The organism is Aliivibrio sp. 1S175, assembly GCF_001690985.1.
GTDB lineage: Bacteria > Pseudomonadota > Gammaproteobacteria > Enterobacterales > Vibrionaceae > Aliivibrio.
This window is the reverse complement of the sequence record NZ_MAJS01000022.1, coordinates 1-16,750: the sequence shown is the minus strand read 5'-3', so window position 1 is coordinate 16,750 and position 16,750 is coordinate 1. Positions and strand designations below refer to the sequence as shown.

Below are 16,750 nucleotides of genomic sequence, written 5' to 3'. Positions count from 1 at the left end.
GAGCCTTTTTTTAAAAAGGTTTATCTTCGTTTTTTATATAAGGTGATAATCATCACTAGTGATCTATGTCGTTAATTTTTTTGCTAAAATTATCGCTTTAGATTTGTTGTGAGTCGCTTCTCATTATGATGATAAAAGTAATATGATGGCGTCATCTATTAATTTTCCGCATCAAGTTAGCGAGTGTTTTAATCATTACATTGATCTTATTTTTCTTCGTGAAATTTTGCAGATAAAAAAAAACCACAATAAAAGTGGTTTTTTTAGTCGAGTATGAGGTGTCTAATTTGATGAAATGAGTATTTGTAGTTTGTCTTTTATTCGAATTAGTTTATCTCGTTGAGGGTTATATTTTTCGCAATGGTCAAGTATGTACTCTAAAGTACTAATGACCGTTCGCCATCTTGGGGTTTTAGGTAGAGTTTCAACTCGTAGGTATTTATCGAGAGTACGAGTTTGTAAGGTACTTCTATCTAAATAAACTCGCCATAACCCACTTTCCTCAGCAAGGGTATATTTTGTTTGCCCTGTACCTTCTTCCCAGTATATTAATCCAGATGTCATGCCATCCACGATTAGCTCTCTCATAATGACACCTTTATCTTCTTTATTTTCATTGGCTTTATGGGCTAATAAAGCAATGTCTCCTCCCACTGATGATAAGGAATCTAATTTCTGTTTATCACCGTCAAAAGCGAAGGCAGAGAGCGCTTCTACAGCATGCTCTAAATCATGTATACGTTGTTCGCTCGCTTCATGTGTATGACTAACAATAAGCATTAATGAGAGACCAGACTCCGCTGGTAGGTGTAGAAGATCAGCATTTATCTGCTCGATATTTCCATCAATGTATACATCAATGTTGCCCCTATAATTATGTTTGTTTTCAATTAAGCTTCTTTTTGCAATAAGTTCATCTATCGTATAGCGAGACAGTTGCTCTTCGGTTCGTTGAAATAACTTAGCAGCAGATTGATTTACATATTGGATATATCCATCATTTTTTGCACAGATAATCGCTTCATGAGCATTATTTAATTGTTCTAAAATATGAGCTTGAGTTTCTAGCAGGCTAGCTTCAATTTTTTCTCGGTGACGAATTTCTTGCTGTAATCGTCCATTCTCATTAAGAACGCCCTCGGCTTGACTTGCTTGAAGATGAGCTTTAATTCGAGCCGCTAATTCTTGTTTATTAAAAGGCTTATTTAAATAGTCGTTTGCGCCTGATTCAAATCCTCTAATGCGATCCTGAGTTTGATTTAATGCAGTTAACATTATTATTGGCAGTTGAGAATGATTATATTGTTGTCTAAGTGATTGGCATACTTCATAGCCACTCATTCCAGGCATCATTACATCAAGAAGTAGTAACTCTGGTTTTTCTTCTTGTAATACTTTCAATGTTTCAGGGCCATCACTTGCTGTTTTAACTCGATAACCTTCAAGTCTTAAGAAACTACTTAAGACTTGAAGGTTTACCGGTTCATCATCAGCAACTAATAACAAAGCGCCATCTGGGTTTTCTGGAAACTTCTCCGTTAATTCATCTAAATCATATTCTAAAATTTCAGGGGTTTGATAATGGATGATGTCTTCTTTAGATAATTGTTTATGTTCTTGTATCTGCTCTTTAGTTGCTAAAGGTATAGTAAAACTGAAGGTAGCGCCAACCATCGGTTGACTGCTTACATACAAAGAACCACCCATGAGTTCAATCAGCTGGCGACTAATGGATAGGCCAAGCCCAGATCCTTGACGATAACGATTAGAATCATGTCCCGCTTGAATTAATGGTTCAAAAATATGTTCTAATTCATCAGCAGGGATCCCATGTCCTGTATCTACGACTTGAACTCGCAAAAATTGGTCGACAGCACTTGCCGATATAACAATTTTACCTTCTGATGTGTATTTAATAGCATTACCAATCAAGTTATATAGAACCTGCTCAAGCCGTTGTTCATCGGCATAAACAGAAGGCAATGATTTGTCTACTTGATTGATAATACGAATTGGCTTATTACCAAGTAAATGTTGGGAGAGTTCTAGTACTAAGCTTGTTGCAGATGAAAGATCTGCAACATGACGGCTAATATCTAAATTACCATGACGCATTTTATGATAATCCAATAAATCATTAACAAGATGTGTTAATCGTTGACCGCTGTTAATTATGATCTCTAATTGGTGTCGATGAGATGCAGATATTGGTCCATTAGCACCGGTATAAAGCGCCTCTGCGATTCCAACCATGCCATGTAATGGAGTTCGTAGTTCGTGAGAGGTCGTTGCTAAAAATTCATCTTTTAACTTATCGGCAGCTTCTAACTCATTATTCTTATTTTGGATAATCGTTATATTGGCTTCTAGTTCTTCATTTTGAGCTTTAATTAATTGGATCTTTTCTCTTATAGATCGCTGCATTCGAGCGAAGCTTACTGCAAGTCGGCCTATTTCATCTTTTCTATCAGTACTGAACATATCTTGGTCAAGATCGCCAGCCGACACTCGTTCTGCTGCCCATGTTAGCCTTAATAACGGGGCTGTAATGGAGTTGGACAAGAAATGAGAGGCTATTACAACACTGATTATGGCTATAATCATTGCGATAATAAATATTTGTTCCAATTGCTGAATTCGAGCGAAGGCTTCTTTTTCAGGTAATTCAATTGATAAACCCCATGTGTGTTTATCAATATTAATTGCAGTGAAAGCGGCCAGAACTTTTTGGCCATTTTTATCTATAAAACTGCCGACATCTTTTTTACCAGATAATGCGGCCGCCATATTTTTAGATAAATTTTTACTTGTGTCGCTGCTATCAATACGGGAATAAGAATCCTCCCCAACAAAATAGGTTTTCGTTGATGTATTGCCTTTAATATTACCTAACAGGTTTGTTAACCCTGTGTTTGGTAATTTGAATAACACAAAACTATGTAAATAACCTTGCTGCACAATAGGTGCTGCAAACCATGAAATGCTTTCGCCATTTACATAAGAGAAATCTGAAAATATAACGGGTATATTGTCTTTATTTTTAGAGTCCTCAACCATGGTTCGTACTTGGCTGTAAGTTTTCTCTAATGCGGTTCCTTTATATTTATCTGTAAGTAAATTGGTTCCGTAATTATCTTCTTTCTTCGTTGAATAGACGACATTACCATTAATATCAACAAGTAATATGTCAGTAAAATCAGAGCGTTTAAGAAGTTCTTGGTACGCCCAATGATAGCGTTTATGTAGGAGACGATAGCGTTCACTACCAATATAGGAATCTGATTCAGGTAAAATACTAGTACGAATTTTATCTCCAGAACCTTCTATATATCTTAATTGAGCGTTTTCTCTTGCATTGTCGATAGAGGTACCTAAATGAGAGAACGCACTAATTAAACCATAAAAACGGCCCCCACTCGCATTGGCTAGTTCTGAGCGTGCAAAACCTAAAACTTCAGATTCTCTAGCTTTAAAGTAGTTACTCACTTGTTGTTCTTTGTTGTCCCGTAATGAGACAAGGTGAGCGGTGCTTTGGGTTGCAAGATCTTGGCTATGAGATTGAAGGAAAAAAATAGCGATGATCGAAAGTGGTGTGATACTTAATACTAGGAATGCAAGCATTAATGTATTTTGAAGACGTTTAAAGTGTTGTTTCTTTTCCATTTTATGGCCTGACCTACACTGTTATCCATTCAGTAAAATTGACACAATTAACGTATCAGTGAGCGTGATTTAGTGGATTTTAACGAAAAACTCTGCTGCCTCTTATACGTAAATTACGTTAAAAATCAAGCAGCAGAGCGTTAAAGTGCGGCGGTAGGCAATAATTATTTATGAGCTGAATAGATTTTGAATTTATTATTCTTAGCTAAAGTATTGCAATGTCCAAACGCTTTTTCAATAATTGGTGGATATTGTAAAAAACTATTTGCGACTAAAATAAGTTGGCCTTGATGAGTTAGGTTGTGTGGTGCTTTTTCAAGTAATTCTTCGGTTGAAGAATAATGAGTTTTTAATCCGGCATGAAACGGTGGATTACTTACAATAAATTGATAGTTCTCTTTTGTATTCGAATATACATCACTGGCAAATACATTCCCTTCTAAGCCATTTGCTTTTAATGTTTCAATAGAGGAGGCAATGGCAAGGGCGCTGATATCAACCATGTCTAAATGAATTTTAGGATTCAACGTTTTCATTACTGATCCTAAAACCCCTGCGCCACAACCAAAATCTAAAACATGGCCGCGCAAGTTGGGTAATGTTTGCAGTAATAATTCAGAACCTTTATCAAATTCACCATGGCTAAATACGCCAGGTAAACTTCTTACTTCTATCGTGTGGCTTTCAAATTGAACCTGATATTCTTTAAACCATTCTTGCAGATCAAAAGTAGGAACATTTTCTGTACATTGTCCCCAATAAAAACTGCATCGACGAGCTGAATCAAATTTAGTCATAGGTCCTAAATCTGAAAACATCTTTTCAATACTTTTAACGCCACTTCTGTTTTCACCCACTACGACGATTTCAGTATTTTTACCTAACTTTGCTAATAGCATTGTTAGTAAGTACTCAGCTTCTGCTTTTGCCTTTGGCCAATAAAGTAAAATCATATCAGCAGTGGTGTCTTCGACTAACTCTGCACCAAAATAACACTTGATAGCATCGTGCTTAGCAAATTGTTTGTAATAGGCATAGTTAGTCGTGAAGATAGATGTAGAAGCACAGTGTTTATCTAGCTCAAGAGGAAAATCATCAATGAGCTCTCCGGCAATAAGAACATGCTTACCTTCAAAATAAGCAAGTTGACGCTGAGTGATTTGACTTGGAGCAGAGTAAGACATAATGGCCTCGAAAGAATACAAAAACTGGCGAGATTGTCCCACAAAGAAAGGGTAAGGAAAAGAAAAGTAAGAGGCTGTTTACGTGAGTAACGAAATACAGCCTCTATGTGATAGGGGTTAAGGTATTAATTCTTATCTTGTTGATCTAAAAATGTTTTAAATTCAGTCTCATACATATTAAAAAGAACTAAAGTCAGAGCGAAAATAATAGGTCCATAAATTAAACCAATTAAGCCGTATAAATGAATGCCGCCCAATAAAGAGAAGAAAATAAGTAACGTATTCATTCCTGAATTACCTTGCATTAATAATGGTCGCACGATGTTATCAATCGATCCTACAACCAATACTCCCCAAGCCGTTAAGAAAATAGCCCATTCCCACTGATTCGTTAAAAGTAGGTAAATCGTTGCTGGTACCCAAATAAGAGCGGTGCCAACGACAGGAATGAAGGAAGCAAACCCCATCATTGTTCCCCAAAATAAGCCAGGGAAACCAGCCAACCACATAGCAAAACCACCGGCTAAACCTTGAGCGATAGCGGTCAAGAAAGATCCAAGAATTGCAGATTTTGATACTTCTTCAATTTCAGTCAGTAAGCGATCTTCTTGGCTTCTTGAAAGAGGTAATACATGCCTAAACGCAGAGATGATTTTGTCTTGGTCTCGTAATAAGAAGAAAAGAACAAACAGCATTAAGAAGAAATTCATTAGTACATTTGTAACATCACCTAATATTTGAGCACTGATGCCAACAACTTTAGTTCCAACTTGAGAGGCTAATTGAGCAACTTTCTGAGTGATTTCAGCTGGGTCAATAGCATCAAAAGGAAGATGCTTATTAATAAACGCTAATATTTGAGCGACAATAGGGTGTTCAAATAAAGCCTGAATCCCACCTTCTGTAACCCAATGATAAGCGTCTTTAGAGAAAGTTGCTCCTTGTTGCACAATAGCGACAAAGACAAAGAACAAGGGAATAGCAATAATAAAGGTCAGTGCAGTACAAGACAAAATAGCGGCACTATTTGGGCTATTTGGCAGTTTTTCGCTGATTTTATTATGCAAAGGTGCAAATAAAAGAGACATAATAAAGGCGAGTATAATAGGGTTTAAATAAGGCTGAATTAATAGAAAACACGCATAACCCGCGGCAAGTAAAGCAGCAATTAAAACCCAATGGCTAGAATTTAGTTTATTGAAATGAGACACATTATTCCCTTATGATGCGGTTAGCTATTTATAAATAATGACAGTTAGTTAAGTTATATAGGTACTTGGTTAGCTTAGCAAGAATAATGGAGAGTAGTAATGGGCTGTTGTGAGAAAGAAACATGCAGTAGTAATAAAAAAAGAAAAGCACCAATCGTTCCTGTGATTATTATTGGATTAATAATAATGGTGGTTTATTTCTGGCAATAAAAATGGCCGTCTCAATACAGAGTCGACCATTCATTAATTTACATCGTTCTAGATTTATTTCGCTTCTGAAGCCATTGTAGCAAAACAACGTTCAGCGGCTTCTAGTGTCGCTGAAATCTCTTTTGGCCCATGAGCTAAAGAAGTAAAGCCAGCTTCAAATGCTGAAGGAGCAAGGTAAACACCGTGTTTTAACATTAGGTTGAAAAAACGCTTGAATTTTTCGATGTCGCATTTAGTTACGTCTTCGTAGGTTGTTACTGTTTCTTGATCAGTAAAGAAGAAACCAAACATGCCACCAACGTAATTCACAACCATTGGTATACCATGTTTATTTGCAAGTTCTTTAAAACCTAAAGCTAATTGTTTTGTTGTTGTGGCAAGGCGTTTTTCATTGCCTTCTTCAGTAAGAACTTTCAAACAAGCGAAGCCTGCTGCCATGGCTACTGGGTTGCCAGACAATGTGCCTGCTTGATATACAGGGCCAGTCGGTGCTATGTATTGCATTACATCTTTACGGCCACCAAAAGCACCAACAGGCATTCCGCCACCGATAACTTTACCTAAGCAAGTTAGGTCTGGTTTAATGTTGTAATAGCCTTGAGCACAATTCTCAGCAACACGGAAACCGGTCATTACTTCGTCAAAAATTAATAGAGCGCCTTCAGCATCACAGATTTCACGAAGACCTTCATGGAAACCTTCTACTGGTGGAATGCAATTCATGTTGCCAGCAACAGGCTCAACGATAATACAAGCGATCTCACCTTTATTCGCTGCAAATAGTTCACGAACAGACGCTAAGTTATTAAACGTTGCTGTTAGTGTGTATTTGGCAAAATCAGCAGGAACACCAGGGGAACTAGGTTGTCCAAGTGTTAATGCACCAGATCCCGCTTTTACTAGTAAGCTGTCGGCATGGCCGTGGTAACAACCTTCAAATTTCATGATCTTGTCACGACCAGTATAACCACGAGCAAGACGAATTGCGCTCATGGTTGCTTCTGTGCCAGAACTCACCATGCGAATTTGTTCCATCGATGGTACTAATTCAGAAACAAGTTCAGCCATGTTAATTTCAGTCTCTGTTGGAGCACCGAAACTTAAGCCACGTTGTGCAGCAGATATTACGGCTTCACGAATAGCTGCGTGATTATGACCAAGGATCATAGGGCCCCAAGAGCCAACATAGTCAATATAAGCTTTGCCATCGGCATCAAAAATTAATGGGCCATCGGCACGCTCAATGAAAATTGGTGAGCCACCAACGCCAGCAAAAGCACGGACAGGTGAGTTTACGCCACCAGGGATTTTCTCTTGCGCTTTTGCAAATAGTTCTGCTGATTTGGTCATTACTTATATCCTCATAGTAATCAATTGGACCAGTTGGCAGTTATTGTACCTAAATTGAATCAGAATGCTTGAGTTGATCGTATTAATCCCCATCTAATAAGTAAATAATCGTGCTGAATGAGAGATGATTGGCGTTGTTTAGTACGATGGAAGTATTGAATACTTGAATGAAACAGTCAGGTATTAGATAATCAGAATTAAAATAGAATTGGAAACCAATCTTGAGAGGTTTAAATGAGTGATGTATCTGTGCCGTTAACGTTTTCTGATGTTGCAGCAGCAAAAGTAAAAACGTTAATAGCAGAAGAAGAAAATCCAAATCTAAAACTACGTGTTTATATTACAGGTGGTGGTTGTAGCGGTTTCCAATACGGATTTACTTTTGATGAAGACGTAAACGAAGGCGATATGACGCTTGTAAATGATGGCGTTACATTGGTAGTTGACCCAATGAGTCTACAATACCTAATTGGTGGTGTTGTAGATTATATGGAAGGCCTAGAAGGTTCTCGTTTCTTTATCAATAACCCTAATGCAACGACTACGTGTGGTTGTGGGGCGTCATTCAGTGTTTAATCACTGATATTAAAGGGTAAGTGAAGCGTTTCTCACTTCCCTTTTTTTATTTAATTTATGTATAAGGTTTATTAGTTTCACAGTAAATTAGGATGTATTACTGTTTATCTACCTCTAAAGCACTAAGGATTGTTGCTATGGGTAAATACACACCTGCTTTTTTTTCCTATCTTGTCCATCGACCATGGATAATCTCAGTTTTTTTATTTCTAAGCTTATTTCTGTGGATAATGAGTGGGCCTTCTCACGCTGAAAATTCCGAAATAAAACAAGCGAACCCAATACTTAATGTCCCTTTGGCTAACGTTATTGTTGAGCGTTTTCAATCAATACCCACTCACAAAACAATTTCTCTTTATGGTAGAACTGCTCCTGATCGTAAAACGATTTTAGGCGCTCAAGTTGCTGCTCAAATTGAAAGTTTTCTAGTAAGAAAAGGGGAGCGAGTCAAAAAAGATCAACCTATTGCTCACCTTGATATGGCCGATCTGGATTTACAACTAAGCCAAGTAAAAGCAATTTACTCGGTTCGTTTAAAAGAATTTAATGCAGCGAAACAACTTCGTCGTAAAGGTTTACAGGGAGATGTCGCTTTTAGTAAAGCTCAAGCGTCTTTAGCGGAAGCCAAAGCGAGAGTTAGAAATGCGGAACTGATTCTAAAAAACACCACAATTACGGCACCATTTGATGGTGTTGTTGAGCATCTTTTTGTGGAGGTCGGTGATTTTGTTAGTCGTGGTGATCCTGTTGCAAAAGTTGTTGTGTTAGATCCTCTCGTTATTGAAGTCAATGTCAGTGAAAGGCATATTGAACAATTAGTGAAAGATCAAAAAGCCGAAGTTATTTTTATTAATGATACGTTTATAGAAGGGGATGTTCGATATATATCAAGGGTTTCCTCTTCATCAACAAATACATTCGCTGTTGAAATAGAAATTCCTAATATAGGCGCTCAAATCTTTGCTGGAATGAGCGCTGAAGTTGTTATTAATCTTGCGCTCCAACCGGCGATAAAAGTCTCTCCTGCAATGCTCGCATTGAATGAAGGTGGGGATTTAGGTGTAAAAACAGTGATTCAAAGTGAAGGTAATTCAGAGAGCGATCTACGTGTTAAGTTTATTCCTATTCAATTAGTCAAAGCAGAAGATGATGGTATTTGGCTAACCGGCCTTGGTGATGAAGTTGATATGATTACGGTTGGACAAGGATTTGTCCGTGATGGTGATTTTATTCACGCTCAACGAAAATAGGGAAGTCATATGTTAGCTATTATTAATGCAGCATTAAGTCGCTCTCGAACCATGCTAATGCTATTGGTATTACTGCTTATTGCTGGTATCTCGACGTATATTGTCATTCCAAAAGAATCGAATCCCGACATTACTATTCCTATTATTTACGTGTCCATGAGCCATCAGGGGATTTCACCTGAAGATTCAGAGCGTTTACTCGTCCGTCCTATGGAGCAAGAATTACGCTCTATTGAAGGTATTAAAGAAATGACGGCTGTGGCTGGTGAAGGGCATGGTTCGGTAACTTTGGAATTTAACGTAGGGACGGATTTAGATAAGGCATTAACTGATGTAAGAGATGCGGTTGATTTGGTAAAGCCAGATTTACCTGAAGAAAGTGATGAACCAACGATAAATGAAGTTACTTTAGCTGCCGAGCAAGCGGTTCTTTCTGTGGTGTTATACGGAACGGTACCAGAAAGAACTACGGTTAAAATTGCTCGTCAATTACGAGATAAATTAGAAAGCTATAAACAAATTTTAGAAGTGGATATTGCTGGTGATCGAGAGGATGTTGTTGAAATTATTGTCGATCCACTTTTACTTGAAAGCTACGGTTTAGATCAAGCTGCAATTTATAATCTCATCGCATTAAATAATCGAGTGGTTGCGGCTGGGTTTGTTGATACTGGTTATGGTCGTTTTTCTGTAAAAGTGCCTTCAGTATTTGATTCACTAAAAGACGTTTTAGAATTACCAATTAAAGTTGATGGCAAACAAGTCGTCACATTTGGAGATATTGCGACAGTTCGTAAAGCGTTTCGAGACCCAAATAGTTATGCGCGTTTAAATGGCGAAAAGGCGATTGTTCTCGATATTAAAAAACGCTCGGGTGAAAATATTATAGAGACGGTTGAGATAGTAAAAGCCGTTTTAGCTGGAGCTCAAGAATTAGATTACTGGCCAAACAATCTATTAGTTAAGTACACATGGGATGAATCAAAAGACGTTAAGATAATGCTTAATGATCTGCAAAATAATATTCTTTCAGCCATCTTATTAGTTGTGATTGTTATCATTGCTATTTTGGGTGCAAGAACAGCCTTATTAGTAGGAATATCTATCCCAGGTTCTTTTTTAACAGGGTTGTTAGTGTTGGCTTTATTTGGCTTGACCATCAATATTGTGGTGTTGTTCTCTCTCATAATGGCCGTTGGAATGTTGGTTGATGGCGCTATTGTTGTTACCGAATATGCAGATAGAAGAATGCAAGAAGGGGCAGATAAAGTAGAAGCCTATCGAGAAGCTGCTCAACGAATGGCGTGGCCAATTACCGCATCTACCGCGACAACATTAGCCGCTTTTGCTCCCTTATTATTTTGGCCAGATATCACTGGCGAATTCATGAAATACCTGCCACTTACGCTTATTGCGACATTAAGCGCCTCCTTGTTTATGGCGCTGTTATTTGTTCCTGTATTGGGAAGTTTATGTGGGAAACCTCAGCAAATACTACCTAAGAAAAAAGAGAAACTATACGCTTTGAGCCAAGGTGATTATAGTCAGGCTGAAGGGATCACTAAGCTTTACTTTAATACGCTATCTATTGCGTTAAAGCACCCGTTTAAGATCTTATTTCTCGCTATTATATTCTCGATTGGTATTGGATTTACTTATGCTAAAGCAGGTTTAGGTGTTGTTTTCTTCCCCGACGTTGATCCCCCGTTTTTAACTGTAAAAGTACGGTCTCATGGTGATCTTTCTATTAATGAAAAAGATAAGCTAATGGTTGAAGTTCAGGATCATATTTTAGGAATGGAAGAGCTAGATAGTGTTTATACTCGAACGGGTGGAGATGATGAGATTGGGCAAATACAGATCACACCTGTAGATTGGCAATACCGTCGACCAGTAAAAGAGATTATCGAAGATTTAAGAATACAGACAAAGGATATTGCGGGAATTGAATTAGAGTTCAGTACACCAAATGCAGGCCCCCCAAGTGAGCATGATTTAGTGATAGAGCTTAGTGCCCGTAACGGAGATGACTTGAACCAATCAGTAAAAAAAGTAAGGTCTTGGATTGATGGTGATGCTGCTTTTACTAATGTCAGTGATACCTCAAACAAACAAGGCATTGATTGGAAAATTGATATTCGCAGAGATGATGCCGCTCGTTTTGGGGCAGATGCGACTCTTGTCGGTAATACGGTTCAATTTGTTACTAATGGTCTGAAGATAGGAGACTATTTACCAGATGATAATAATGAGCAGGTTGATATTTTAGTTCGTTTTCCTGAAGAGCATCGAGATATTGGGCGCTTTGATGAATTAAGAGTAAAAACGGTATTGGGATTAGTGCCTATTACTAATTTTGCTCGAGTTATTCCTACTCATAAGCAAGATACAATTCATCGTATTGATGGGCATAGAATCTTAACGGTTAAAGCCGATATGAGTGAGGGGTATAATCTAAGTATTGAGTTACCTAAAATTGAATTAGCTCTTGTTGCTTTAGGTTTACCTGAAGGTGTTGAGTTTAAATTAAGGGGACAGAATGAAGAGCAAAACAATTCAGCTGCATTTCTTCAGAATGCCTTTATCGTTGCGTTAGCTGTAATGGCGATAATCCTAGTGACTCAATTCAATAGTTTTTATCAAGCGTTTCTGATTTTAAGCGCCGTTTTATTTTCTACGGTTGGGGTGTTTGCTGGTTTACTAATATTCCAACGTCCTTTTGGCATCATTATGTCAGGAATCGGGGTTATATCTTTAGCGGGGATCGTTGTTAATAATAATATAGTTCTTATTGATACTTATAATACCTTGCGTAAAGAAGGCGTTGAAAAAGTAGATGCCATATTACGTACAGGGATCCAACGTTTAAGACCTGTACTACTCACAACAGTAACGACGATTCTAGGTTTAATGCCCATGGTGCTTGAAATGAATATTGATTTAGTTAATCAAAAAGTTGAGTTTGGAGCACCGAGTACGCAGTGGTGGTCTCAATTAGCAACCGCTGTTGCCGGAGGATTAGCATTTGCTACGGTATTAACTTTGGTACTAACGCCGTGCCTATTAATGCTTGGAAGAGATAAAGATATAAAAAGAAGCCACTAAAAAATATGCCCTAACGAATATTGTATTCATTAGGGCATTATGATGATTTATTGTTTAGTGAGTAAGTACAGGGTGGTTACCTACAATAAATTCGCTGTATTGTTCTAATTGTTTTAAGCGTTCTTTAGCCACAACTTCAAACTCTTTTTTATCGTTACCAGTTAATGATTTCGATTGAGGTAAAGAGACGGTTCTGGCATCTTTATGAACACCGTTTACTAAAAATTCATAATGTAAGTGAGGGCCTGTCACTCGGCCTGTTCCACCAAGGGTACCAACAGTATCGCCTTGTTTTACTCGTTGACCTGTTTTGACATAACGTTTAGTCATGTGTAGGTACTTCGTAATATAAGTATTACTGTGGCGAATAAATACGTAGTTACCATTAAATTGGTTATAGCCGGCTTTATCGACAACACCATCACCTGCCGCCCAAATAGGAGTGCCAACAGGAGCTACATAATCTGTTCCTCTATGGGCTTTTCTTTGGCCAGTTACAGGGTGCAAGCGACGAGGGTTAAAGTTAGAGCTTACATAACGGAAATTAATTGGTGAACGTAAAAAGGCTTTTTTCATTGCTCGGCCATTTGGTTCATAGAAATTGCCGTTTTTATCATTACGAATGGCAGTAAAAGTATCACCTCGATTGGTAAATGATGCAGCAATGATATTTCCTTTACCCGCGTATTCGCCTTCGATGTACTTTTCTTCATAAAGCACTTTGAAGTTATCGCCTTCTCGGATATCTAACGCAAAGTCGATATCCCAACCAAAAATGCCAGCTAGCTCCATTATTTGATTGGCGTTTAAGCCAGCACCAATAGAAGCATTCCAAAAGTTAGACGTAATGGTTGCTTTGGTATAATTCAGTTGAGTTTCTATTTCTTGTTTTTCAAACAGACCAAGATAATTATCGCCTACTTTACTAATATGGTAGGTTTCAAATTTGTTGATAGGTCGAATAAGTTGAATGATTTCTTGATCTTGATTAAAACCAAACTTTAATTTATCTCCTGGACGGAGGCGGGTTAATTGTGTCTCTATTTCTTTATCGCTGCTCGTCAAATTGTAAAGTTGTCGAGCGGTTAGACCTGCTCGACTAAATAAGACTGATGCACTTTCACCCGGCTTAACCGTATAGGTTTCCCACGAAAGTTGTTTGTTTTTTTCAGTTAGTTCATGGGTAACAAGAGATTCTTTGCCGATCTCGATAGGGTAGCTTTGGCCAATTGATAGTTTGTAAAACCCAGAGTCGGGTGCAACAGAGTCGGGTATTGTAGCGATTGTTGCCGCTATACCAGCACTACAAATACCAATAAGAATGCGATGGATTACAGGAATGCGAGTTAATTTAGATAATATCATTCGATTAGGTAGTAAATTTTGAATGTAAATAACGACATAGAAGTTTAGCTTGTTTTTTAGTTAACTACTATGACACGGGGTTATAGTTAAACCTTGGTCACCTTTTTTATCATAAAAGTTCAATAAAACAACAATCCTAATATTAAATTACTCAACAGGCAGTTGGTTTTACTGCCTGTCTGAGTCTTATTTATTTAATGCAAATGTTGGTAAGGATAAATGCCAACGAATTGCAGCTAAACGAATTATGAGTGTGGCAGCTACTCCCATAAGCATCGCTGTTGAACTTTGGATATTAAACTCGAGTGCAGAGGTATGAACTATGCCTCCTAAAATACAAGCAGTCGCATACACTTCACTTCTTAATACCATTGGGACTTCTCGAGCAAGTACATCTCGAATTATCCCACCGCCACAACCTGTAATTACTCCCATAATCACTGCCACCATAGGATCTGCATTATAGCTCAAGGCTTTTTCTACACCGATCCCTACAAAGACCGCTAATCCAATAGCATCAGAAACAGGGAGAACATACCAAGGAAGGCGTTTAGGTTTTCTGATGATTAACATGGTTAAAATGCAGGTAATAAAAATGACTAATAAATAGTTTGTATCAGTAATCCAGAAAACAGGGGTAGCACCAAGTGCCATATCTCGAATTGTACCACCACCGATGGCGGTAACGCTCGCAAGTACCGTGACGCCAAAGGGGGCCATTTTTAACCTTCCTGCTAATAACACTCCCGAAATAGCAAAGATGGCGGTGCCGAACATATCAATTATATAGATTAACATCTTGTCCTCTATGACTTACTGCATGATGTTGTTGAGAGTACAGTTATAAACCATGTTTGATTATAACCATTAGAGTACTTTGAAGAATTAGCCAGATAGCTATTCTCCAACTTAAAAAACGATGTATTTGTGCTAAATGAATCGCCGAAGGTGCGATTCGCCCTCCAATTTTTGGCCTACTGATTTTCTTGCCCTGATAAATAACAGGACCGCCCATAGAAAGCTCAAATTTTTTGCCAATAATGATAAGTAGCCAAGCATTATTTTTATTTGGCCAGCTTTTTCCTTGCTGTTTAATCGTTTGAAGTATTGTTTGGGCGTGTTTTCCTAAAAGACATAAAAAGCTAAACAGTTTTAAAGGAATGAAATCTAGAGTGGATTGAACGGTTAATGCAGGAATGCCAAATGGCCTAAATGTATCTCTTGACGGTGACCAAGCACGAGCTAATTCTAAAGATAAACGATAAATAAAAGCCCCGATCCCTCCAGCAATACCATACCAGAACAGCACGCCAATTACGGTTCGTGCATAACCTAAAACCATTGTCTCTGCGCTTGCTTTACCTAAGCCTAAAAGGGAAAGCGGTTCAACATCTCTATTTAACCAAGGCATTAAAATCGTTTTTGCTTCTTTTTTGTCTTCTTGGTTGATTGCTTGTATCGTATTTTTACAAAGTTTTTCGACACCTCGCCATTCCAAGGAAATTAAAAGTAATCCTAGATTAAATAATGGCAGATTCCAGATGAGAGGTAATGCAGCAATATAAATAATAATGGCAGGGGTTATCATTAGCGCCCACGCAAGTGAACCCGAAATCAAACGTTGTTGATAGGAGCTAGTGGTATTGACTTTTTTAGCTAGCAATTTTGCGAATTTACGCCAAATAGCCATTGGGTGAGCATGGACAGGTATTGGTAAAACTAAATGGAATAATAAAGCCCCCCATAAAACTAATAGGGAGTAATCAGCTATCAATAAAGAAAATTTATCAAACATGAATATAGTTAACTAATAGTCAGAGTATTAAGCCAACCCAAATAAGTTAGCTTAATAAAGGTGAAATTATTTCAATAGAGCAACCATATTAATCACCATTTCTGATGAACTTTGTGCTGCAAGAGGCAGGAATTCATCAAAAGTCATTGGTGACTCTTTATCTGCTACGTCAGAAATTGCACGAACAACAACAAATGGAACATCAAATTGGTGGCAAGTTTGAGCAATAGCAGAGGCTTCCATTTCTACAGCAATAACTGAAGGGAAGTTAGTTCGGATAAATTCTTGACGTTCAGGCGTACATACAAAAGCATCACCCGTACAAATTAAACCACGAACAGCATGTTTATCTTTCATTTGCGTTAATGCTTGCTCTGCTACAGACATTAATTTTTCATCAGCTTTAAAAGCGGCTGGTTGTTGTGCCATTTGACCTATTTCGTAACCAAACGCAGTAACGTCTGCATCGTGATGGCGAACTTCAGTTGAAATAACTACATCGCCTAGGTTTAATGATGAATCGAAACCACCAGCAGAACCAGTATTAAGAACAAGATCTACATTATGATCAGAAATAAGTAGAGTTGTACCTACTGCAGCTGCAACTTTACCAATGCCTGATTGCAATAAAACAACATCAGTTCCTGAAAGTGTACCTGTATGAAAAGTACAACCTGCTTTTATTGTTGTTGTTAATCCTTCAATTTTTTCTTTAAGGATGGCAACTTCTTGTTCCATTGCACCAATAATGCCGATTTTCATTTGTATATCTCGATAAAAGTAGAATAGAAGGTGATTGTAACATAGCTATTAAAGAGTGAGGAGATAAGAGTAATGTACGAATTTAGCGATAAAGGGCGATTGAAAGGTCGATAATTGACCTTGTTGTTCGCTTATTGTTCGAACGGTATTTTTTTTAATAAAAATGCTTGCACGAAAATCTGATTTGCCTATACTGCGCATCCACTGACACGAAGCGAGTGATGCGAATCACGGTTTTACTGTTAGTTTGCTCTTTAAAAATTTGAAACCTATTAATCT

Annotated in this window: 11 protein-coding genes; 3 read left to right on the top strand and 8 right to left on the bottom strand. The window is 37.8% G+C overall.

What is annotated here, in order from left to right; translation table 11 throughout:
• Positions 1-282: 282 nt before the first annotated feature.
• The 4 genes from A6E06_RS09235 to hemL all read right to left on the bottom strand — a co-directional run bounded on the left by A6E06_RS09235 (position 283) and on the right by hemL (position 7,618).
• Positions 283-3,663, bottom strand: a complete 3,381-nt coding sequence (locus tag A6E06_RS09235) for a response regulator (RefSeq protein WP_065592168.1) — start codon at positions 3,661-3,663, stop codon at positions 283-285.
• Between the two features lie 164 nt (positions 3,664-3,827).
• Positions 3,828-4,847, bottom strand: a complete 1,020-nt coding sequence (gene rsmC / locus A6E06_RS09230; protein ID WP_065592167.1) for a 16S rRNA (guanine(1207)-N(2))-methyltransferase RsmC — start codon at positions 4,845-4,847, stop codon at positions 3,828-3,830.
• Between the two features lie 125 nt (positions 4,848-4,972).
• Complete coding sequence (locus A6E06_RS09225) at positions 4,973-6,058, bottom strand: AI-2E family transporter (RefSeq protein ID WP_065592166.1); 1,086 nt, start codon at positions 6,056-6,058, stop codon at positions 4,973-4,975.
• 264 nt (positions 6,059-6,322) lie between these two features.
• Complete coding sequence (gene hemL / locus A6E06_RS09220) at positions 6,323-7,618, bottom strand: glutamate-1-semialdehyde 2,1-aminomutase (RefSeq protein ID WP_065592165.1); 1,296 nt, start codon at positions 7,616-7,618, stop codon at positions 6,323-6,325.
• Positions 7,619-7,852: 234 nt separating this feature from the next.
• Here hemL and erpA point away from each other — a divergent pair, with 234 nt between their 5' ends.
• From erpA to A6E06_RS09205, 3 genes are all read left to right on the top strand, one after another.
• A complete protein-coding gene (gene erpA / locus A6E06_RS09215; protein ID WP_065592164.1) occupies positions 7,853-8,194 on the top strand; it encodes an iron-sulfur cluster insertion protein ErpA in 342 nt (113 codons plus the stop codon).
• A gap of 137 nt (positions 8,195-8,331) precedes the next feature.
• Positions 8,332-9,444 carry an efflux RND transporter periplasmic adaptor subunit gene (locus tag A6E06_RS09210; RefSeq protein WP_065592163.1) on the top strand — a complete coding sequence of 371 codons (1,113 nt, stop codon included), beginning with the start codon at positions 8,332-8,334 and terminating at the stop codon, positions 9,442-9,444.
• Positions 9,445-9,453: 9 nt separating this feature from the next.
• The gene (locus tag A6E06_RS09205; RefSeq protein ID WP_065592162.1) at positions 9,454-12,549 is read left to right on the top strand and encodes an efflux RND transporter permease subunit; all 3,096 of its coding nucleotides are present in this window, start codon (positions 9,454-9,456) and stop codon (positions 12,547-12,549) included.
• Positions 12,550-12,603: 54 nt separating this feature from the next.
• On the opposite strand, the gene A6E06_RS09200 is transcribed toward A6E06_RS09205, so the two are convergent.
• From A6E06_RS09200 to mtnN, 4 genes are all read right to left on the bottom strand, one after another.
• Positions 12,604-13,911: a peptidoglycan DD-metalloendopeptidase family protein gene (locus tag A6E06_RS09200; RefSeq protein WP_176713283.1), complete on the bottom strand. Its 1,308-nt coding sequence runs from the start codon at positions 13,909-13,911 to the stop codon at positions 12,604-12,606.
• Between the two features lie 189 nt (positions 13,912-14,100).
• The gene (locus A6E06_RS09195) at positions 14,101-14,712 is read right to left on the bottom strand and encodes a TRIC cation channel family protein (protein ID WP_065640692.1); all 612 of its coding nucleotides are present in this window, start codon (positions 14,710-14,712) and stop codon (positions 14,101-14,103) included.
• Positions 14,713-14,755: 43 nt separating this feature from the next.
• Positions 14,756-15,709, bottom strand: coding sequence for a cobalamin biosynthesis family protein (locus A6E06_RS09190; RefSeq protein WP_065592159.1), 954 nt, complete (start codon positions 15,707-15,709; stop codon positions 14,756-14,758).
• 66 nt (positions 15,710-15,775) lie between these two features.
• Complete coding sequence (mtnN, locus tag A6E06_RS09185; RefSeq protein ID WP_065592158.1) at positions 15,776-16,471, bottom strand: 5'-methylthioadenosine/S-adenosylhomocysteine nucleosidase; 696 nt, start codon at positions 16,469-16,471, stop codon at positions 15,776-15,778.
• Between the last annotated feature and the right edge of the window lie 279 nt (positions 16,472-16,750).

Coding starts and splice junctions, on each gene's coding strand:
- A6E06_RS09210 (WP_065592163.1), top strand. CDS start 8,332: ATGGGTAAATACACACCTGCTTTTTTTTCCTATCTTGTCCATCGACCA.
- A6E06_RS09195 (WP_065640692.1), bottom strand. CDS start 14,712: ATGTTAATCTATATAATTGATATGTTCGGCACCGCCATCTTTGCTATT.
- erpA (WP_065592164.1), top strand. CDS start 7,853: ATGAGTGATGTATCTGTGCCGTTAACGTTTTCTGATGTTGCAGCAGCA.
- A6E06_RS09205 (WP_065592162.1), top strand. CDS start 9,454: ATGTTAGCTATTATTAATGCAGCATTAAGTCGCTCTCGAACCATGCTA.
- mtnN (WP_065592158.1), bottom strand. CDS start 16,471: ATGAAAATCGGCATTATTGGTGCAATGGAACAAGAAGTTGCCATCCTT.
- A6E06_RS09235 (WP_065592168.1), bottom strand. CDS start 3,663: ATGGAAAAGAAACAACACTTTAAACGTCTTCAAAATACATTAATGCTT.
- rsmC (WP_065592167.1), bottom strand. CDS start 4,847: ATGTCTTACTCTGCTCCAAGTCAAATCACTCAGCGTCAACTTGCTTAT.
- hemL (WP_065592165.1), bottom strand. CDS start 7,618: ATGACCAAATCAGCAGAACTATTTGCAAAAGCGCAAGAGAAAATCCCT.
- A6E06_RS09190 (WP_065592159.1), bottom strand. CDS start 15,709: ATGTTTGATAAATTTTCTTTATTGATAGCTGATTACTCCCTATTAGTT.